Raw genomic sequence first — 18534 nt, forward strand, 5'->3', positions numbered from 1 at the left:
AAGCGCTCACGCGGACTTCTTCGTCGTCCGCGTCTGCTCGTGCGGGATGAGGGTCGGGGCGACGTTGCTCTCGACGACGTCCTTGGTCACGACCACCTCGGCGACGTCCTCACGGGAGGGCACATCGAACATGATCGGCTGGAGGACTTCCTCCATGATCGACCGCAGTCCGCGGGCCCCGGTGCCGCGCAGGAGTGCGAGATCGGCGATCGCCTCGAGGGCCTCGGTCTCGAACCGGAGTTCGACGTTGTCGAACTCGAACATCCGCTGGTACTGCTTGACCAGGGCGTTCTTCGGTTCGGTGAGGATCGACATGAGTGCCGGCCGGTCGAGGTTGGACACGGTCGCGAGCACCGGCAGACGGCCGATGAACTCGGGGATGAGCCCGAACTTGAGCAGATCCTCGGGCAGGATGTCCGCGTAGAGGTCCTCCTCGTCGTTCTTCGACTGGAGCAGGGCGCCGAAGCCGATGCCGTGCTTGCCCTTGCGACCGGCGACGATCTCCTCCATCCCGGCGAAGGCGCCGGCGACGATGAAGAGGACGTTCGTCGTGTCGATCTGCAGGAAGTCCTGGTGCGGGTGCTTGCGGCCGCCCTGCGGGGGCACCGAGGCCTGCGTGCCCTCGAGGATCTTCAGCAGCGCTTGCTGCACGCCCTCACCGGAGACGTCGCGGGTGATCGACGGGTTCTCCGACTTGCGGGCGATCTTGTCGATCTCGTCGATGTAGATGATGCCGTGCTCGGCGCGCTGGATGTCGAAGTCCGCGGCCTGGATGAGCTTGAGGAGGATGTTCTCGACATCCTCGCCGACATAGCCGGCTTCGGTCAGCGCGGTGGCATCGGCGACGGCGAAGGGCACGTTGAGGCGCTTCGCCAGAGTCTGGGCGAGGTAGGTCTTGCCGGAGCCGGTGGGGCCGACGAGGAGGATGTTCGACTTCGAGATCTCGACCTCGGAATCGGCGCTGCCCAGCGTCTTCGCGTCGTCGCCGCCCTGGAGGGCGCGGATGCGCTTGTAGTGGTTGTAGACAGCGACGGAGAGGGCCTTCTTCGCGGGATCCTGACCGACGACGTACTCGTGGAGGAAGTCGAAGATCTCCCGCGGCTTGGGCAGCTCGAGTTCGGCGTGCTCCGCCGTCGACTCGCTGAGCTCCTCTTCGATGATCTCGTTGCACAGTCCGATGCATTCATCGCAGATGTACACCCCAGGTCCGGCGATGAGTTTCCGCACCTGCTTCTGTGACTTGCCACAGAAGTTACATTTGAGCAGATCTGCTCCGTCCGCACTGCGAGCCACTGTCACAACCTTTCGCCAGGGCGTCTCGCCCCAACTCTACCGCTCGTGTTTCCTGTACCTCAATAGCTTCCCATATGACACTGACGCAGCGCCTGCGCGGGGTCATACGGTGTGTCGGAACGGTCCCGTCGACCGCCCCGCGGACCACCACCAACGATCGCCCTCCGGCACCCGGCTCGGCGGATCTCCCTGCCGAGACGCCGAGACGCCGAGACGCCAGCGGGCCCGGACGGCTGTCACCGTCCGGGCCCGCTGACTGCCGGACTCAGGCTCCCTTGCGGGAGGTGAGCACCTGGTCGACGAGACCGTAGTCCTTCGCCTGCTCGGCGGTGAGGAAGAGGTCGCGTTCGATGTCGTTCGACACCTGCTCCTCGGTCTTGTTCGAGTGCTTCGACAGCGTCGCCTCGAGCCACTGGCGCATGCGCAGCACCTCGGCGGCCTGGATCTCGATGTCCGAGGCCTGGCCCTGCCCCTGGCCCTGCATCGAGGGCTGGTGGATGAGGACGCGGGCGTTGGGCAGCGCGAGTCGCTTGCCGGGGGTGCCGGCGGCGAGCAGCACGGCCGCGGCGGAGGCCGCCTGGCCCAGGCACACCGTCTGGATCTCCGGCTTGATGTACTGCATCGTGTCGTAGATTGCGGTCAGCGCGGTGAACGAGCCGCCGGGCGAGTTGATGTAGAGGGTGATGTCGCGGTCGGGGTCCTGCGATTCGAGGACGAGCAGCTGCGCCATGATGTCATCGGCGCTCGTGTCATCGACCTGCACGCCGAGGAAGATCACGCGATCCTCGAACAGCTTCGTGTAGGGGTCCTGACGCTTGAAGCCGTACGGCGTGCGCTCTTCGAACTGCGGCATGACGTAGCGCGACACCGGCATCTGGCCGGCGGTCGATCCTGGCATGAGATTCATTGAGTTCATTCTTCCCTGTCTCCCCGTCACTTGTCGTTGACTTCGGACGCCTGGGTCACGACGTCGTCGATGAAGCCGTATTCGAGGGCTTCCTCGGCGGTGAACCAGTGGTCGCGGTCGTTGTCCTTGAGGATCTGCTCGAGCGACTTGCCGGTCTGCTCGGCGGTCAGCTCGGCCATCTGCTTCTTCATGTGGAGGATGAGCTCGGCCTGGATCTTGATGTCCGTGGCCGTGCCGCCGATGCCGCCGAGCGGCTGGTGCATGAGGATGCGCGCGTGCGGGGTCGCGTAGCGCTTGCCCTTGGCACCGGAGGACAGCAGGAACTGTCCCATCGACGCGGCCATGCCCATCGCGACGGTCGCGACGTCCGGCTTGATGTACTGCATCGTGTCGTAGATCGCCATGCCCGCGGTGACCGAGCCGCCGGGCGAGTTGATGTAGAGCCAGATGTCGGAATCCGGGTCCTCAGCCGCCAGCAGCATCATCTGCGCGCAGATCGCGTTGGCGTTGTCGTCACGGACCTCCGAGCCGAGCCAGATGATCCGCTCCTTGAGCAGACGGTTGAAGATGTGGTCGTCGAGGCCCATTCCCCCACCGGCGTCGAGGCCGACGGGCGCTGTCGTGTTCTGTGCGCTCACGTTTCTCTCCTGTTGGTCTAGATTGGCTTGCTATGGACTCTAACTGGTGCGCCGCAGGTTTTAGTCCCCCCGATCAGCCGTGTTCGCCCTCAGCGTGAAAGGCTGCGATCCGCGGCTGAATGCGCGAAACGGCGGGCACGGTCATCCCGTGCCCGCCGTTGTCAGCGGTGCTCAGTCAGCAGACCCTCGCCGAGGCAGCTGTCGGCCTGCGTGACGAAAGCTCACTTCTCGTCGGCGTCGGCCTTCGCATCCTCGGCGACGGTCTCGTCGGCGTCGTCGGCCTCAGCATCGTCAGCGGAGACGGTCTCGGCGGAGTCGTCGGCAGGAGAGGTGAACTCCTCCATGTCGACGACGTTGCCGTCGGTGTCCTTGACGACGGCACCGGCCAGCGCCGCGGCGAGGGCCTTGCGGCGCGAGACCTCACCGACGAGGGCGTTGACCTGGCCGGAGTTGTCGAGCATCTGCGCGAACTCGTTCGGGTTCATGCCGTACTGCTGCGAGGCGGAGATGAGGTACTCGATGAGCTCGGGCTGGGTGACCTCGACCTCTTCGGCCTCGGCGATGGCATCGAGGACGAACTGCGTGCGCAGGTTGCGCTCGGTCTCCTCGGTGACCTCCTTGCGGTGCTCATCGTCGTCGACGCGGTTCTCGGATTCGAGGTGGCGCTCGACCTCGTCGGTGACGATCTTCGCGGGCACCGGCACGTCGACGGCCTCGATGATCGCTTCGAGGACCTTGTCGCGCGCCTCGGCGCCCTGCGCGAACTCCTTCTGCTTGCCGGCCTGGACCTTGAGGTCCTCACGGAGCTCGTCGATGGTGTCGAACTCGCTGGCCAGCTGCGCGAAGTCGTCGTCGGCCTCGGGCAGTTCGCGCTCCTTGACGGCCTTGAGGGTGACGGTCACGGTGCCCGACTCGCCCTCGTGCTCGCCGCCGGCGAACGTCGTCGAGAAGGTCGTCGACTCGTCGGCCGAGAGACCCTCGAGGGCTTCGTCCATGCCGTCGAGCATGGTGCCGGCGCCCACCTGGTAGGAGATGTCGGAGGCCGAGTCGATCTCCTCGTCGTCGATCTTCGCGACGAGGTCGAGGGTGACGAAGTCGTCCTTGGCCGCCGGACGGTCGACGGAGGTCAGGGTGCCGAAGCGCGAGCGCAGCTGCTCGAGTTCGTTGTCGACGTCGGCGTCGGTGACCTCGATGGGGTCGACCTCGACGGTGATCGAGTCGTAGGCGGGCAGCGTGATCTCGGGACGCACGTCGACGTCGACGGTGAAGACGAGGTCGCCGTCCTCGGTGCCGTCGAGACCGGGAACCTCGGAGATCTCGACCTCGGGCTGGCCGAGCGGCTTGAGATCGTTGGCTTCCACAGCGTCACGGTAGAACCCGTCGAGTCCGTTGTTGATCGCTTCCTGGATCACGGTGGGGCGGCCGACGCGCTGGTCGATGATGCGCGTGGGGACCTTGCCCTGACGGAACCCGGGGACGTTGACCTGGGAACCGATGGTCTTGTAGGCCTCGTCGACGCTCGGCTTGAGTTCGGCGTATGGGACTTCCACGCTGATCTTGACCCGGGTCGGGTCGAGTTGCTCGACGGAGCTCTTCACAGTGGGACCTTTCAGAATCGACAATCATGCTCGCAGTCGACACGACGGTTCGTCAGCCGTGGGACCGCTGAGGGATCGGACATGGACCATGTCCTTTTGAGATGCAGTCACCCATCCTACGCGAAACGCAAGCCAAAACACGAAAAGCGCCGAGGTGGTCGCGCAGACGAGAAAACCGGCCGAACCACGAGGGTCCGACCGGCCGGTGGAGGGGATGACGGGAATCGAACCCGCACCATCAGTTTGGAAGACTGAGGCTCTACCATTGAGCTACATCCCCGTGTTGCGAATATGACTATATCCGAGGTCGTCGGCACGGGCCAAATCGGGCTTTCATGACGTGTGTCACAGGGTGCGAGCGTCGTTGGGACGGCGCCTGCGGATGTGGTTAGATTGAGTGTCGCGGGATGTGGCGCAGCTTGGTAGCGCATCTGTTTTGGGAACAGAGGGTCGCAGGTTCAAATCCTGTCATCCCGACGATCGAGAGCCGCCCTGACCTGCAGGTCAGGGCGGCTCTTCTGCATGCGCCCCGTTCCCATTGGACGGTTTGCGGCTCGACCCGCGGCAGGGAGGTTCGCGACAATGGTGTCCCGACCGGATCCAGGAAGGACCCGCCATGGCGCCGCTGCCCCCGCACCCGACCCCGCTCTCACGACTGCGCACGCGGACGCGCACCGTGCGTCTGACCGCACTCGGGGCCGCCGTCGGTCTCGCCCTCAGTGCCTGCACTGCCGGTGATGACCCGAGCTCGGCGCCGGCCACCTCGGCGTTCACCTCATCGCCGGCACCGAGTACAGAGACCGGGTCTCCCCCGCCGCTCACCGCCCCCGAGGTCGTCGCCGAGAACCTCGCGGCACCGTGGTCGATCGCCTTCGCCGGCAGCTCTCCGCTCGTGTCCGAACGCGATACGGGACGGATCCTCGAACTCTCCGCCGACCGTCCCGCGCAGGTCCGGGAGGTCGGCACCGTGCCCGATGTCGCCGCCGCCGGCGAGGGCGGTCTGCTCGGCCTCGCCGTCGCCGACGACGTCCTCTACTCCTACTTCACGGCCGCAGACGGCAACCGCATCGTCCGCTTCCCGCTCACCGGCGACCCCGGAGGCCTCGGACTCGGGGAGCCCGAGGTGCTCCTCGACGGCATCCCGGCGGGCACCACGCACAACGGCGGCCGGCTCGCCTTCGGACCCGACGGCATGCTCTACGCCACGGCCGGCGATGCCGGGGAAAGCGCGTCGGCGCAGGACCGGGCCGCTCTGTCGGGCAAGATCCTGCGGCTGACCCCCGACGGTGCGGTGCCCGAGGACAACCCGTTCGACGGGTCGTACGTCTATTCCTACGGCCACCGCAATCCGCAGGGGCTGAGCTGGGACGAGGACGGGACGATGTATGCCAGCGAGTTCGGGCAGAACGCGTGGGACGAGCTCAACGTCATCGAACCGGGAGCGAACTACGGCTGGCCCGAGGTCGAGGGCATGGCCGATCCCGGGGAGGGCGGGGACTTCGTCGATCCGGTCCAGCAGTGGGCTCCGGCGGAGGCGAGTCCGAGCGGCATGACGATCACCGGCGATTCGATCCTCATCGCCAATCTCCGCGGTGCGACGCTGCGCGAGGTTCCGGTCACCGACCTCTCGCAGTCGCGGACGTTCTATGACGGCGAATACGGTCGCCTCCGCGACGTCGTCACGACCCCGACCGGGGAGATCTGGATGCTGACGAACAACACCGACGGGCGCGGGGATCCGGGTCCCGGCGACGATCGGATCATCCGCATCCCGGCACCGGACTGAGCGGCCGCCCCGCCGCAGGGAGCGTGCCTCAGCGCTCGAAGTCGATGACCTGGCGGATGACGGTGCCGGCGGCCAGCGCGTCGAACGCGGAGTTGATGTCGTCGAGGGCGACGGTCTCGGTGATGAGCTCCTCGACGGGCAGCCGGCCCTCGCGCCACAGCTGCGCGTAGATCGGGATGTCGCGGGCCGGCACGGCCGACCCGAGGTAGGAGCCGATGACGGTGCGCGCCTCGGCGGTCAGCGTCACCGGGGTGATGCGGGCCTCGGCGTCCGGAGCAGGCAGGCCCACGGTCACAGTGGTTCCGCCCACGGCGGTCGCGGTGAAGGCGGTTTCGAAGGCGCGGGGATGGCCGACGCATTCGACGACGATCGGTGCCGTCCGGTCTCCGAGCTCCTCGGGCGTCCAGACCTCGACCGCACCGAGCCTTCGCGCATGCTCGAGCTTCTCCGGGTTCGCGTCGACGCCGATGACCCCGGCGGTCTCGATCGACAGCGCCGTGATGAGCGCGGCCATCCCGACCCCGCCGAGGCCGACGATCATCACCTCGTCGTCGGGTCCCGGGGCGCCGGCGTTGAGGACCGCTCCCCCGCCGGTGAGCACCGCGCAGCCGAGGACCGCGGCGATCGGGGCCGGCACATCATGGCCGACGGGCACGACGGAGGCGCGGTTGACCACGGCATGCGTGGCGAAGACGGAGACGCCGAGGTGGTGGAGCACCTCGGCGCCGGAGGCATCGTGGAGTCTGACCTTGTGGCCGTCGAAGGGCAGGGTGCCTGCGGCGTTCGTCGCGCTCCCGGGCAGGCACGGCAGCTTCCCGTCGGTGAGGCAGTTGCGGCAGACCCCGCAGCGCGGCAGGAACACGGTGACGACCTGATCGCCGATCTCGAGGTCGTCGACGCCGTCGCCGAGGGCCTCGACGATGCCCGCGCCCTCATGGCCGAGCAGCATCGGCAGCGGCCTGGGCCGGTTCCCGTCGACGACGGAGAGGTCGGAGTGGCACACCCCGGCCGCGGTCAGCCGGATGCGGATCTCCCCGAGGCCCGGGGCGTCGAGGTCGAGCTCCTCGACCGTGAGCGGAGATGACTCCGCATACGGCCGGTCACGCTCTGCCTCGCGCAGCACCGCGCCCCGGATCCTCACAGTCCGGCCTGACCCTCGGTCTCGTAGGCGGCCATGATCCCGATCCGGCGGGCATGGCGGTCATCACCGGAGAAGGGGGTGGTGAGGAACGCGTCGACGATGGCGATCGCATCGGCCTCGGAATGCTGGCGGGCGCCGACGGCGACGATCTGCGCATCGTTGTGCTCACGGGCGAGCTGCGCGATCTCCGGGTTCCACGCGAGTGCGGCCCTGGCGCCGGTGACGAGGTTGGCCGCCATCTGCTCCCCGTTGCCCGACCCGCCGATGACGACGCCGAGCGAGTCGAGGCCCGCGGCGCGGTCGTCGACGACGGCCTGAGCCGCGGCGATGCAGAACGCCGGATAGTCGTCGAGCGCGTCGTACTCGAGTGCCCCGTGGTCGACGACCTCGTAGCCCTCCTCGCCGAGGTGGCCCTTGAGGACCTCTTTGAACTCGTACCCGGCGTGGTCGGTGCCGAGGTGAACCTTCATCATGTGCCTTTCGTCAGGGGTGGTGAGCTCGCTGGTCGTGGACAGTGCAGCGGACAGAGCTGTGGGCAGAGCCTCAGTCGAAGATCGGACCCTGGTCGCGGGTGCGCTTGAGTTCGAAGAAGCCCGGCGTCGAGGCGACGGCGACGACGCCGTCGAAGAGGCGCCCGGCATCCTCGCCCTGCGGGGCCGGGGTGACGACGGGACCGAAGAACGCGGTGCCGGCGACCCGGCAGATCGGGGTGCCGACGTCGTCGCCGACGAGGGCCATCGCCTCGTCGTGGGAAGCCTGCAGCGCGGCGTCGTAGTCGTCGCGCTCGGCGTAGTCGAGGAGTTCGGCGGGCAGATCGAGCTCAGCGAGCGCCTCGGCGACGGCCTTGTCGAAGTCCTGTTCCCCACCGGGGTGGATGCGGGTGCCGATCGCGGTGTAGAGCGGCTCGGCGATCTCCTCGCCGTGCTCGGCGATCGCGGCGGTGACGACGCGCATCGGACCCAGGGTGCGGTCGATGAGCTCCCGGTAGTCCTCGGGGAGGTCCTTGCCGCGGTTGAGGATGTTGAGGCTCATCGGATGGAAGCGGACGTCGACGTCGCGGACCTTCGCGACCTCGAGTCCCCACCGGGACGTCATCCACGCCCACGGGCACGCCGTGTCGAACCACAGGTCAAGGGTTTCTCTGCTCATTCTCGCTCCTCATCGGCAGGGGTGCGCCGCAGCGCCCTGGTCACTGTGCCAATCTACCAACTCCGCGCGCCCCGGCCCACCGCGTCCTCGTAGCCGAGATCGCACGGCGTTCATGACAGAATGACGACAGTACACATGACTTGATGCGGAGGTCGCCAGACAGTGCCCCAATACAACCTCACCCGCGACGAAGCACGTTCGCGGTCGTCCCACATTGACGTCACGAGCTACGAGCACACGCTCATCCTCACCGGTCGCGGGGACTCGTTCCGGGTGCGGTCCCGGATCCGCTTCACCGCCGATCCGGATGCGACGACCTTCATCGACGCGATCACCGCGAGCGTCGAACGGATCGTGCTCAACGGCCTCGACCTCGAACTCGCCGAGGTCGTCGCCCCCTCCCGCATCACCCTGCCGGGACTCGCGGCGGAGAACGAGCTCGTCATCGACGCCCACTTCTCCTATATGAACACGGGTGAGGGCCTCCACCGCTTCGTCGATCCGATCGACGACGAGGTCTACCTCTACTCCCAGTTCGAGGTGCCCGACGCCCGCCGCGTCTTCCCCGTCTTCGAACAGCCCGACCTCAAGGCCCCGTTCTCCTTCACCGTCGTCGCCCCCGAGCACTGGACGGTCGTCTCGAACTCCCCGACACCGACCCCCGGCGATCCGGCCGAGACCTTCGCCGACCTCGGCGAGGAGGCCGCCGAGGGCATGGCCGTGTGGCAGTTCGCCCCGACGACGCCGATCTCCTCCTACATCACCGCGATCATCGCCGGACCCTACCGCAGCGTCCACTCCGAACTCGTCTCCTCCGACGGACAGCCGGTGCCGCTGGGCCTCTACTGCCGGGAGTCGCTCTTCGAATACCTCGACTCCGACACCCTCTTCAGGATCACCCGCGCCGGCTTCGAGTTCTTCGAACGCGAGTTCGGCGTGCCCTACCCGTTCGAGAAGTACGATCAGCTCTTCGTCCCCGAGTTCAACGCCGGGGCGATGGAGAACGCCGGGGCCGTGACGATCCTCGAGAACTACATCTTCCGCTCCCGTCCCACCGAGGCCCTCGTCGAGCGCCGCACCGTCACCGTCCTCCACGAGCTCGCGCACATGTGGTTCGGCGATCTCGTGACGATGAAGTGGTGGAACGACCTCTGGCTCAACGAGTCCTTCGCCGAGTTCATGTCGACGCTCGCGACAGCCGAGGCGACGAAGTACACCGAGGCGTGGACGACGTTCGCGACGATCGAGAAGTCGTGGGCCTACCGCCAGGATCAGCTGCCGAGCACGCATCCGATCGTCGCTCCCATCGAGGATCTTGCCGATGTCGAGGTCAACTTCGACGGCATCACGTATGCCAAGGGCGCCTCGGTGCTCAAGCAGCTCGTCGCCTGGGTCGGCCGGGCCGAGTTCTTCGCCGGACTCGCCCAGTACTTCGAGAAGCATGCGTGGGCGAACACGGAGCTTGACGACCTGCTGCGCGAACTCGAGGCGACGAGCGGACGGGACCTCGCGACGTGGTCGAAGCTGTGGCTCGAGGAGTCCGGCGTCAACCTCATCGAAGCGAGCGTCGAGACCGCTCCCGCCGACACCGACGAGGAGTCCGAGACCGTCACGCGCCTGCAGGTGACGCAGAAGCCGTGGATCATCGAGGGCCAGCCGGTGCCGTCCCTGCGTCCGCATCGCCTCGCGATCGGGTTCTACTCCGAGAACGCGGAGGGCCGGCTCGTGCGCACGCATGCCTTCCCGCTCGACCTCGACTCCGCCGAGGCGGACGTGCCCGAGGCCGTGGGACTGCCCAAGCCCGACGTCATCGTCGTCAACGACGCCGACCTCACGTACGCGAAGGTCCGCTTCGATCCCGAGAGCATGCGGGTCGCGGCAGAGCGGCTGAGCGACTTCGACGATTCCCTCACCCAGCTGATCGTGCTCAGCACCCTGTGGGACTCCGTGCGCGACGGCGAGCTGCCGGCCGGCGTCTACATCGAGACCCTGCTCAACCACCTCGGTGCGATCAGCCACTCCTCCGGTCTGCTCACGCAGATGCGCCAGCTCGAGACGGCCGTCGGGGCCTACCTGCCCCCGGCCGAGCGGGCACAGGCGCACACCCGCGTCGCCGACCGCCTCGGCGAGCTCTTCGCATCAGCCCCGGCCGGATCGGATCAGGCGTTCCAGTTCCTCCGCGGAGTCATCCGGCACGCCCAGTCACCGGCGCAGATCGACGAGCTGCGGCAGTGGCTCGACGCCGCCGAGGTCGGCGGCATCACCATCGACACGGACCTGAAGTGGGAGCTGCTCATCGCGCTGTCGAACCACGATGCGATCGCCGAGTCCGCGATCGCGGACATGGCCGCCGAGGATCCCAGCGCCACCGGACAGCGGCAGGCCGCGACCGCACGGGCCGCCAGGGCCACCTCGGCGGCGAAGTCGCAGGCCTTCACCCGGATGATCGACGAGGTCGACCTGCCGAACTCGGAGCTCGGGGCCCTGGCCAACGGGTTCGCGATGGGACTGCAGACCGACACCGGTGAGCTCATCGCCGCCGAGGCGCCCCTCCTCGACTTCGCGACCGAGTACTTCCAGCGGGTCTCCGGCTGGTGGGAGACCCGGACGCTCGAGATGGCGCAGACGATGACGCTCAGGCTCTTCCCGCCGGCCACCGACCACACCGTGGCCCAGGCGACGGCGTGGCTGACCGATCATCCGGCGGCGCCGAAGGGACTGCTGCGGCTGATGCGGGAGAACCTCGCCGACGCGCAGCGGGCCCTGACGGCTCAGGAGACGTCCAGCATGGTTGAGGACCCGTCCAAGATCGCTCGCTAGGCTCGAGGGCATCATGACTTCTGATTCTCTCGAGACCACTCTGCTCGCCGCCTCGCAGATCGATTGGGCGTTCCTCCTCGACGTCCCGCTGCGGGTCACCCTCATCATCGTCGGCGCGCTCATCATCAACTTCCTCATGCGCATCGTCATCCGCCGCTTCGCCGCGAGCGTGGCGAAGGGCACCGTCGGCAGCTCGAAGTCGACCTCGCGGTTCTCCACCTCGGCGATGGAATCGCAGTTCACCGGCATCGACCAGGCGACGATCAGGGAGCGGCGCGCCCAGCGCGCGCAGACCGTGGGACGGATGCTCTCCTCGGTGACCTCGATCGTCATCGCCGTCGTCGCGAGCCTCATCGTCCTCTCCGAACTCAACTTCAACGTCGGGCCGATCCTCGCCTCGGCGGGTATTGCGGGTGTCGCGATCGGCTTCGGCGCGCAGGCGCTCGTCAAGGACTACCTGTCGGGCTTCTTCATGGTCATCGAGGACCAGTACGGGATCGGTGACTCCGTCGACCTCGGCGAGGCGATCGGCACCGTCGAGGACGTCGGCCTGCGCACCACCCAGGTCCGCGGACTCGACGGGACCCTGTGGCATGTGCGCAACGGTGAGATCCTCCGCGTCGGCAACCAGTCGCAGGGCTGGGCGCGTGCCGTCCTCGACATCCCCGTCGCATACAACACCTCGGTGGCGACGTATTCGAAGGTCATCGCCGATACGACGAAGGTCATCGAGGAGGATCCGGAGATCGCCGATGCGATCCTCGAGCCGCCCGAGATCTGGGGGGTGGAGTCCCTGTCGGCGCAGTCGCAGGTCATCCGCACGGTGCTCAAGACGAAGCCGAACCAGCAGTGGAAGGTCGCGCGCGCCTTCCGTGCCGAGCTCAAGCGCCAGATGGACAAGTACGGCATCCACATCCCGATCACGCAGGAGACGGTCTTCCGCACCCTGCCCGACCCCACCGAGGCGGCGAAGATCAAGGCGACCAACGACGCTGAGGACGACTCCGAGGACCACGACCGGGAGTCCGCCTCGGCCGGCGGCTCGGGCAAGTCTTCGGCGCCCGGTCGGGCCTCCGGCGGTCGCGCGCCCGGCGGCCGCTCGACGGGCGGCCGCTCAGGTGCCGGACACAAGGGCACCGGCAACCCCGACGGAAGGAAGCGATGAGCTCAGAGACGATCTTCGACGCGGTCGGCGGCCATCCGACTTTCACCCGGCTCGTCGACGCGTTCTACGCCAATGTCGCCGCCGACGAACCGCTCATCAGCATGTATCCGGAGGGCCACGACCTCACGGGCGCCAAGCACCGGCTCCAGATGTTCCTCGTGCAGTACTTCGGCGGGCCGACGACGTATCAGGAGGAACGGGGCCACCCGCGTCTGCGGATGCGCCACTTCCCGTTCCCCGTCGACTTCGACGCTCGGGATCGCTGGCTGCGGGCGATGCGCGGGGCGCTTGACGAAGTCGACCTGCCGCCCCTCTACGACGAGGTGTTCTGGGACTACTTCCAGCGCGCCGCCACCGCGATGGTCAACACGAACAGCACCGGGGCCTGAGGCCGCGGCCCACGTCGGTGGGCACGGTGCGAGGCGTGCGCACGGCGTTGCTCGGGTCGACGCGGCGTGCGCAGCTCGCGCCTGGTGTGCGCTCTCTTCTGCGCACGGCGCCCGTTTCGGCTCACCCTGGTTTGCAGGGCTCTGTTCAGCACTAGAGCCGTGCGAACCAGGGTGAGCCCTCGCGTGGTCGCGCTCCCCTGCCGTCTGCCTCAGGCGGCCGTCTGCCTCAGGCGGACTGTCGGGTGAGGAGGTGACCGCCGGGGGTGACGACGCGCAGCCAGCCGGCGGATTCCATGACCGGACAGGCGGCGCTCGCCGACGGCGGGAGGAAGCGGAGGCCCGCGGCGGCGAAAGCGAGACCCGCCGGCACCGTCGTCCCGTGGTCGCCCGTCAGCGGCGCCGCCCACACCCGTGCTCGGAGCGCCTTGACCGCATGTGAGCCCGCGCCGTCGGGAGTGCCGTCGGCGACCTCGGCGATCCCCGCCTCGGCGCCGGCGATGAGGGCGGATGGGGCGATCGTGTCCGTCTGCTCCCACGGGCCCCGAGGCGGGGCGATGCCGGCCCAGGAGACGAGCATCGACGTCGGCGGCAGCGGAAGGCTCGTGCCGTTCTCCGCGCGGGCGAAGCGGTCGGCCAGCGCCGCGAGCGGGACGACCTCGTCGAGGCCGTCGAGTTCGGGGGAATCGAGCCGCTGCATCCGCATCGCGAGCACGAGCGGGGTCGAATCGCCGATCCCGTGCGGGAAGAGCGGGGCGACGGTGAGGACGAGGACCTCCGAGGCGACCTGCAGGCGCATCGCCCCGTCGGGGTCGAGTCGGTGCGCCAGCGAGGTGAACGCGGCGAGGTCGGACAGGGCCTTCTCATCGGCGATCTCGAGGGTCGTCATCGGCGCAGGCTCCGCATCCGCGCGGGGGCGCGCACGACCGACTCGAGGGCGACGATCTCGTCCTCGCTCAGGCGCCGCGGACGACCGCTGGCCTGGTCGACGAAGGCGATGACGGTCTCGGCGACCGTGTAGACCAGGGAGCCGTCGGGTTCGACGACGACGTAGCTGATGGTCACCGAGGCGGGCCGCACCTCGCTGATGACGAGATCGACGGCGATCGGACCGGGACGGTAGCTGATCGGAGCGCGGTATTCGATGGCGTGCGAGGCGACGAGGAGTTCGGTCGTCGCCGAGGCGGCACCGAAGACCTCGGGCATGGGGAGACCGGAGACCACCTCGGCGGCGCCGTAGTCCCCCGCCCGGACGGCGGCGTCACGGCTCTGCGTCGGGGACCCCAGCGCTCGGACACGGGCCTCTTCGAGGAGCCGGAGCTGGACGACGTTGTTGACGTGTCCGTAGGCGTCCATATCACCCCATCGCAGTTCGAGGAGGACTCGGGTGAATTCGTCGAGAAGGGGGTTCACAGCGCCTGAGTGCATGATCCCATGATGCCATCCCGCCGGGCCCTGCCTGTGACCGGGCGACTCAATCGAACACGCAGGTGGCTCACCTGAGCGGATCGCCCGCGGGCCCACTCGAACTGCCTGATTGCCGGCGGTGGTGCGATGCGTCTCCTCGCAGGTCGCACGGTGCCCGGGTAGGATCGAGACGATGCCCGACCCCGTCCTCCTGGAGGCCCATGTGAGTGAAACCGAGCCGACCCTGGCCGAGGCGAATGTCGCCCGCCTGCACGAACTCCTCGAATTGAGGAAGGTCGCCGTGGACGAGTCGACGCGGGAGTCGGATCACTTCATCGGGCCGAGCCAGTACAAGCCCGACGGCCGCGTCTTCGGCGGGCAGGTGCTCGCGCAGTGCATCGTCGCGGCCGCCGCGACCCTGCCCGCCGACCGGCTCATCCACTCTCTGCACGGCTACTTCCTGCGGGCCGGCGATGTCGCCGAGCCCATCGAGTTCGGCGTCGAACGCCTCCGCGACGGCCGGTCCTTCTCCGCCCGGCGCGTCCACGCGTATCAGAAGGACGTGCCGATCCTCTCGCTCATCGCCTCGTTCCAGGACGAGCAGCCGGGATTCGAGCACTCCGAGTCGATGCCCGCGGGAATCCCCGGCCCTGAGGACAGTCCCGATCTGCGGGAGCTGCTCGCCGCCGACGATTCCCTGCGCGTGACCGAATGGTTCAATCGGCGCCCCTTCGACATCCGTCCCGTCGAGCCCTTCGGCGTCCCCGGTGCCGGGGACGTCGACTCGGAGCTGCCCGAGCAGCACGTGTGGTTCCGCGCGAGCGCGCATTTCGGCGACGACCCCGTGCTCAATGCGGCGGCCCTGGCCTATGCCAGCGACTTCAATCTCCTCGAACCGGTGCTGCGCAAACATGACCTCACCTGGGCCACCCCCGGGCTGCGCGTCGCGAGTCTCGACCATGCGATGTGGTGGCATCGGCGCGTCCACGTCGACGACTGGATGCTCTACGTCCAGGAATCGCCGGCGGCACGCGGCGGTCGCGGTCTCGGCTACGGGCGGATCTTCTCCCGCGACGGCGAGCTCCTCGCCACCGTCGCGCAGGAGGGCATGGTCCGCGTCAAGGACATGCCGTGAGCGATGACAAGACCGCGATGATCGAGATCCTCGCATCGATCCTCAGTCGCCTCGTCAACGTCGCCCTGTGCCTCGTGCTCACCTCGATCGCCCTGCTCATCCTCCGAGACCGCACGGATCTCCACATCGGACTCGTCGCGATCCTCGCGCTCGTCCTCGGCATCCTCGGCACGTTCGTCGTCCGGTACCTGCTCACGCTCTTCCACCGCATGTGGCGCAAGCTCTTCGACCGCTTCGAACCCGGTGCCGGCCCGCGCGCATAGACGGACCGGCCGCCCACGCACGGAGGCCCCGGCATGATGCCGGGGCCTTCGTGTCGTCAGTCCGTCAGTCGCGAGTCAGGCGACGATGGGTGACGCGGTGCGGACGGGCCGCATCCTCGCCGAGGCGTTCGACCTTGTTCTTCTCGTACGCTTCGAAGTTGCCCTCGAACCAGTACCACTGAGCCGGGTCCTCGTCATTGCCCTCCCACGCGAGGATGTGCGTGGCGACGCGGTCGAGGAACCAGCGGTCGTGGGAGACGACAACGGCGCAGCCGGGGAACTCGAGCAGAGCGTTCTCGAGTGATCCCAGGGTCTCGACGTCGAGGTCGTTCGTCGGCTCGTCGAGGAGGAGCAGGTTGCCGCCCTGCTTGAGCGTGAGCGCGAGGTTGAGGCGGTTGCGCTCACCACCGGAGAGCACTCCGGCCTTCTTCTGCTGGTCGGGGCCCTTGAAGCCGAACGCGGAGACGTAGGCGCGCGAAGGCATCTCGACGGCGCCGACCTGGATGAAGTCGAGTCCGTCGGAAACAACCTCCCACAGCGACTTCTCCGGGTCGATGCCCCCACGGGACTGGTCGACGTAGGAGATCTTCACGGTCTCGCCGACCTTGAGGTTGCCGTTGTCGAGCTCTTCGAGTCCGACGATCGTCTTGAACAGCGTCGACTTGCCGACACCGTTGGGGCCGATGACGCCGACGATGCCGTTGCGCGGCAGCGAGAAGCTCAGTCCGTCGATGAGCAGGCGGCCGTCGAAGCCCTTCTCGAGGTCCTTGGCTTCGATGACGATGTCGCCGAGGCGGGGGCCGGCCGGGATCTGGATCTCTTCGAAGTCGAGCTTGCGCGTCTTCTCTGCCTCGGCTGCCATCTCCTCGTAGCGGGCGAGGCGGGCCTTCGACTTCGTCTGCTTGGCCTTCGGGTTCGACCGCACCCATTCGAGTTCGTCCTTGAGGCGCTTGGCGAGCTTCGCGTCCTTCTTGCCCTGGACCTGCAGGCGCTCGCGCTTCTTCTCGAGGTAGGTCGAGTAGTTGCCCTCGTAGGGGTAGAGGTGGCCGCGGTCGACCTCGGCGATCCATTCGGCGACATGGTCGAGGAAGTAGCGGTCGTGGGTGATGGCGATGACGGCACCGGGATAGGACTTGAGGTGCTGCTCGAGCCAGAGCACGGATTCGGCGTCGAGGTGGTTCGTCGGCTCGTCGAGGAGGAGCAGGTCGGGCTTCTCCAGCAGCAGCTTGCACAGCGCCACACGGCGGCGCTCACCACCGGAGAGGACGCTGACGTCGGCGTCGGGCGGCGGGCAGCGCAGCGCATCCATGGCCTGTTCGAGCTGCGAGTCGAGGTCCCACGCGTCAGCGGCGTCGATGGCCTCCTGCAGCTTGCCCATCTCCTCCATGAGGGCGTCGAAGTCCGCGTCGGGGTTCGCCATCTCCTCGGAGATCTCGTTGTAGCGGTCGAGCTTCGCCTTGATCTCGGCGACACCCTCTTCGACGTTGCCGAGCACGGTCTTGTTCTCGTTGAGCGGGGGCTCCTGCATGAGGATGCCCACCGTGTAGCCGGGGCTGAGCCGGGCTTCGCCGTTCGACGGCTGTTCGAGGCCGGCCATGATCTTGAGGATCGTCGACTTGCCGGCGCCGTTGGGGCCGACCATGCCGATCTTCGCCCCCGGATAGAAGGACATCGACACGTCGTCGAGGATGACTTTGTCACCGTGCGCCTTGCGCGCCTTGTGCATGGTGTAAATGAATTCGGCCATAGTGGCCCCAGATTATCGGTTGGCGCGCCTCCGCGCCAAACGCATCAGCCTCCGCCGAGCGACGGTCCGTCCGAGCTCGACGAGCCCTCCTCACCACCTCCGGAGCCCGACGACGACCCGCTCGAATCCGACGAGCCGCTCGAGGACGAGCCGCTCGACGAGGAGCCTCCGGAGCCCGACGACCCTGAGGAGCCGCTCGAACCCGACGAGCTGTCCGGGCTGGGGGTCTCCGCGTCGTCACCGGTGATGTTCTCGCCCGGGAGGTGTCCGGCGCCGTTGTCGTCGCCGTCCTCATCGCGCATCTCCCCCTTGGGCGCCTCGACGCCTTCAGGTCGGTCGACCTTGCCGAGCAGGCAGGCCCCTGTCGACTCCGAGGGCGGCATGAGCTCGGCCGTGGCCTTGCCGGCACGGATCTCCCCGACGACGCAGCCCTTCTTCGTCTTCACGCCGAAGACCTTCGAGGGCACCTCATTGCCCAGCGGCGATTCGTCGAGGGTGGCCTCGAGCTGCTCCGGCTTGTATCCGGCGTCGATCATCGTGTCGAAGAACTTCTTCGTCGACGGCACGGATTCGGAGTCACCGGTCAGCGGTTCGACCGCCTTGATGACCTTGTCGACCTCGGCCTCGGGCTTGGCCGACGTCGTCGCCGGCGCCGGTTCCGCATTGTCGTCCTGTCCGAGCAGCGAGCAGCCGGACAGGGCGATGGTCAGGGCTGCGACACCCAGGAGGGGAACGACACGCATGGATCACCTTGGGGAGGACGACGACGAACGTTCTCACTCTAGCCGATTCCGGCCTCAGACCGCGCGGACGACGTCGCCCCGAGTCTCCACCCGGTCCCGCACGGGTCAGAACGGAGCCGCGGCGGCTGCCGTCGCCTCGGCGATCGCGGGATCCTTCCCCTCCCCGCCCGTCGGGCCGGTGTCGGTGTCCTCGCCGGTCTCATCGGGCTCGGTGTCCTCGCCGTCCGCGTCCGACCCGTGCGCCGTCTCGGACGGCACCGCGGCAGGCGACCAGCCGGCGGCACCGTCTGCGCTCTCGCCGTCCGGCCCCGCGAGGTCGGGTCCCTCCCCCACGGCGTCGGGGACAGTCCCCTCCC

The 18534-nt window shown here is 67.9% G+C and carries 17 protein-coding genes, 2 tRNA genes and 1 pseudogene; 7 read left to right on the forward strand and 13 right to left on the reverse strand.

Annotated features, from left to right (window positions below; all coding sequences use genetic code 11):
- Positions 1-6: 6 nt before the first annotated feature.
- From clpX to FFS20_RS13290, 5 genes are all read right to left on the reverse strand, one after another.
- Complete coding sequence (gene clpX, locus FFS20_RS13270; RefSeq protein WP_137826317.1) at positions 7-1293, reverse strand: ATP-dependent Clp protease ATP-binding subunit ClpX; 1287 nt, start codon at positions 1291-1293, stop codon at positions 7-9.
- A gap of 265 nt (positions 1294-1558) precedes the next feature.
- Positions 1559-2209, reverse strand: a complete 651-nt coding sequence (locus tag FFS20_RS13275; protein ID WP_269780021.1) for an ATP-dependent Clp protease proteolytic subunit — start codon at positions 2207-2209, stop codon at positions 1559-1561.
- A gap of 17 nt (positions 2210-2226) precedes the next feature.
- A complete protein-coding gene (locus FFS20_RS13280; protein WP_137826332.1) occupies positions 2227-2787 on the reverse strand; it encodes an ATP-dependent Clp protease proteolytic subunit in 561 nt (186 codons plus the stop codon).
- Positions 2788-3059: 272 nt separating this feature from the next.
- Complete coding sequence (gene tig, locus FFS20_RS13285; protein WP_137826319.1) at positions 3060-4436, reverse strand: trigger factor; 1377 nt, start codon at positions 4434-4436, stop codon at positions 3060-3062.
- 206 nt (positions 4437-4642) lie between these two features.
- Positions 4643-4716 (reverse strand) — tRNA-Gly (locus FFS20_RS13290).
- A gap of 123 nt (positions 4717-4839) precedes the next feature.
- On the opposite strand from FFS20_RS13290, the gene FFS20_RS13295 reads away from it, so the two are divergent.
- Together FFS20_RS13295 and FFS20_RS13300 are read left to right on the forward strand one after the other, a co-directional pair.
- Positions 4840-4913: transfer RNA gene (locus FFS20_RS13295), tRNA-Pro, on the forward strand.
- A gap of 139 nt (positions 4914-5052) precedes the next feature.
- Complete coding sequence (locus tag FFS20_RS13300; RefSeq protein ID WP_137826320.1) at positions 5053-6222, forward strand: PQQ-dependent sugar dehydrogenase; 1170 nt, start codon at positions 5053-5055, stop codon at positions 6220-6222.
- A 28-nt stretch (positions 6223-6250) separates the two neighbouring features.
- On the opposite strand, the gene FFS20_RS13305 is transcribed toward FFS20_RS13300, so the two are convergent.
- The 3 genes from FFS20_RS13305 to FFS20_RS13315 form a co-directional block, all read right to left on the reverse strand.
- Positions 6251-7363, reverse strand: a complete 1113-nt coding sequence (locus FFS20_RS13305; protein WP_137826321.1) for an alcohol dehydrogenase catalytic domain-containing protein — start codon at positions 7361-7363, stop codon at positions 6251-6253.
- Positions 7360-7833: a ribose-5-phosphate isomerase gene (locus tag FFS20_RS13310; protein ID WP_137826333.1), complete on the reverse strand. Its 474-nt coding sequence runs from the start codon at positions 7831-7833 to the stop codon at positions 7360-7362. The genes FFS20_RS13305 and FFS20_RS13310 overlap by 4 nt, the downstream gene beginning before the upstream one ends.
- Before the next feature lie 73 nt (positions 7834-7906).
- The gene (locus tag FFS20_RS13315; protein WP_137826322.1) at positions 7907-8512 is read right to left on the reverse strand and encodes a DsbA family protein; all 606 of its coding nucleotides are present in this window, start codon (positions 8510-8512) and stop codon (positions 7907-7909) included.
- A 162-nt stretch (positions 8513-8674) separates the two neighbouring features.
- Here FFS20_RS13315 and pepN point away from each other — a divergent pair, with 162 nt between their 5' ends.
- From pepN to FFS20_RS13330, 3 genes are read left to right on the forward strand one after another with little or no spacing between them, the layout of a single operon-like run.
- On the forward strand, positions 8675-11332 hold the full coding sequence (gene pepN, locus FFS20_RS13320; RefSeq protein ID WP_137826323.1) for an aminopeptidase N: 2658 nt from the start codon (positions 8675-8677) through the stop codon (positions 11330-11332).
- A 13-nt stretch (positions 11333-11345) separates the two neighbouring features.
- Entirely contained in the window at positions 11346-12497 is a 1152-nt protein-coding gene (locus FFS20_RS13325) for a mechanosensitive ion channel family protein (RefSeq protein WP_137826324.1), read from the forward strand.
- Positions 12494-12886 carry a globin gene (locus tag FFS20_RS13330; RefSeq protein WP_137826325.1) on the forward strand — a complete coding sequence of 131 codons (393 nt, stop codon included), beginning with the start codon at positions 12494-12496 and terminating at the stop codon, positions 12884-12886. Before FFS20_RS13325 ends, FFS20_RS13330 begins: the two co-directional genes overlap by 4 nt.
- A 226-nt stretch (positions 12887-13112) precedes the next feature.
- Here FFS20_RS13330 and FFS20_RS13335 read toward each other — a convergent pair whose 3' ends face one another.
- On the reverse strand, positions 13113-13772 hold the full coding sequence (locus tag FFS20_RS13335; protein ID WP_137826326.1) for a hypothetical protein: 660 nt from the start codon (positions 13770-13772) through the stop codon (positions 13113-13115).
- Positions 13769-14296 (reverse strand): thioesterase family protein, encoded by a 528-nt coding sequence (locus FFS20_RS13340; protein ID WP_249356848.1) that lies wholly within the window; start codon positions 14294-14296, stop codon positions 13769-13771. The genes FFS20_RS13335 and FFS20_RS13340 overlap by 4 nt, the downstream gene beginning before the upstream one ends.
- Positions 14297-14483: 187 nt before the next feature.
- On the opposite strand from FFS20_RS13340, the gene FFS20_RS13345 reads away from it, so the two are divergent.
- Positions 14484-15425, forward strand: a complete 942-nt coding sequence (locus FFS20_RS13345) for an acyl-CoA thioesterase II (protein WP_137826328.1) — start codon at positions 14484-14486, stop codon at positions 15423-15425.
- Positions 15422-15688 carry a hypothetical protein gene (locus tag FFS20_RS13350; RefSeq protein WP_137826329.1) on the forward strand — a complete coding sequence of 89 codons (267 nt, stop codon included), beginning with the start codon at positions 15422-15424 and terminating at the stop codon, positions 15686-15688. Before FFS20_RS13345 ends, FFS20_RS13350 begins: the two co-directional genes overlap by 4 nt.
- A 64-nt stretch (positions 15689-15752) precedes the next feature.
- Here the strand turns inward: FFS20_RS13350 and ettA are convergent, their stop codons facing one another.
- The 3 genes and pseudogenes from ettA to FFS20_RS17975 form a co-directional block, all read right to left on the reverse strand.
- On the reverse strand, positions 15753-17435 hold the full coding sequence (gene ettA, locus FFS20_RS13355; RefSeq protein WP_137826330.1) for an energy-dependent translational throttle protein EttA: 1683 nt from the start codon (positions 17433-17435) through the stop codon (positions 15753-15755).
- A gap of 44 nt (positions 17436-17479) precedes the next feature.
- Entirely contained in the window at positions 17480-18178 is a 699-nt protein-coding gene (locus tag FFS20_RS13360) for a hypothetical protein (protein ID WP_137826331.1), read from the reverse strand.
- A gap of 105 nt (positions 18179-18283) precedes the next feature.
- Positions 18284-18534: pseudogene (locus FFS20_RS17975) on the reverse strand (hypothetical protein); the annotation flags it as partial.

Source organism: Brevibacterium sp. 2SA, from assembly GCF_005502845.1.
Classification (GTDB): domain Bacteria; phylum Actinomycetota; class Actinomycetes; order Actinomycetales; family Brevibacteriaceae; genus Brevibacterium.

What these genes read in the sequence shown, in the direction of transcription:
- FFS20_RS13360 (WP_137826331.1), bottom strand. Translation starts at nt 18,178, where the DNA reads ATGCGTGTCGTTCCCCTCCTGGGTGTCGCAGCCCTGACCATCGCCCTG.
- FFS20_RS13330 (WP_137826325.1), top strand. Translation starts at nt 12,494, where the DNA reads ATGAGCTCAGAGACGATCTTCGACGCGGTCGGCGGCCATCCGACTTTC.
- FFS20_RS13275 (WP_269780021.1), bottom strand. Translation starts at nt 2,209, where the DNA reads ATGAACTCAATGAATCTCATGCCAGGATCGACCGCCGGCCAGATGCCG.
- FFS20_RS13345 (WP_137826328.1), top strand. Translation starts at nt 14,484, where the DNA reads ATGCCCGACCCCGTCCTCCTGGAGGCCCATGTGAGTGAAACCGAGCCG.
- FFS20_RS13300 (WP_137826320.1), top strand. Translation starts at nt 5,053, where the DNA reads ATGGCGCCGCTGCCCCCGCACCCGACCCCGCTCTCACGACTGCGCACG.
- FFS20_RS13325 (WP_137826324.1), top strand. Translation starts at nt 11,346, where the DNA reads ATGACTTCTGATTCTCTCGAGACCACTCTGCTCGCCGCCTCGCAGATC.
- FFS20_RS13280 (WP_137826332.1), bottom strand. Translation starts at nt 2,787, where the DNA reads ATGGGCCTCGACGACCACATCTTCAACCGTCTGCTCAAGGAGCGGATC.
- FFS20_RS13315 (WP_137826322.1), bottom strand. Translation starts at nt 8,512, where the DNA reads ATGAGCAGAGAAACCCTTGACCTGTGGTTCGACACGGCGTGCCCGTGG.
- FFS20_RS13335 (WP_137826326.1), bottom strand. Translation starts at nt 13,772, where the DNA reads ATGACGACCCTCGAGATCGCCGATGAGAAGGCCCTGTCCGACCTCGCC.
- ettA (WP_137826330.1), bottom strand. Translation starts at nt 17,435, where the DNA reads ATGGCCGAATTCATTTACACCATGCACAAGGCGCGCAAGGCGCACGGT.
- FFS20_RS13310 (WP_137826333.1), bottom strand. Translation starts at nt 7,833, where the DNA reads ATGAAGGTTCACCTCGGCACCGACCACGCCGGGTACGAGTTCAAAGAG.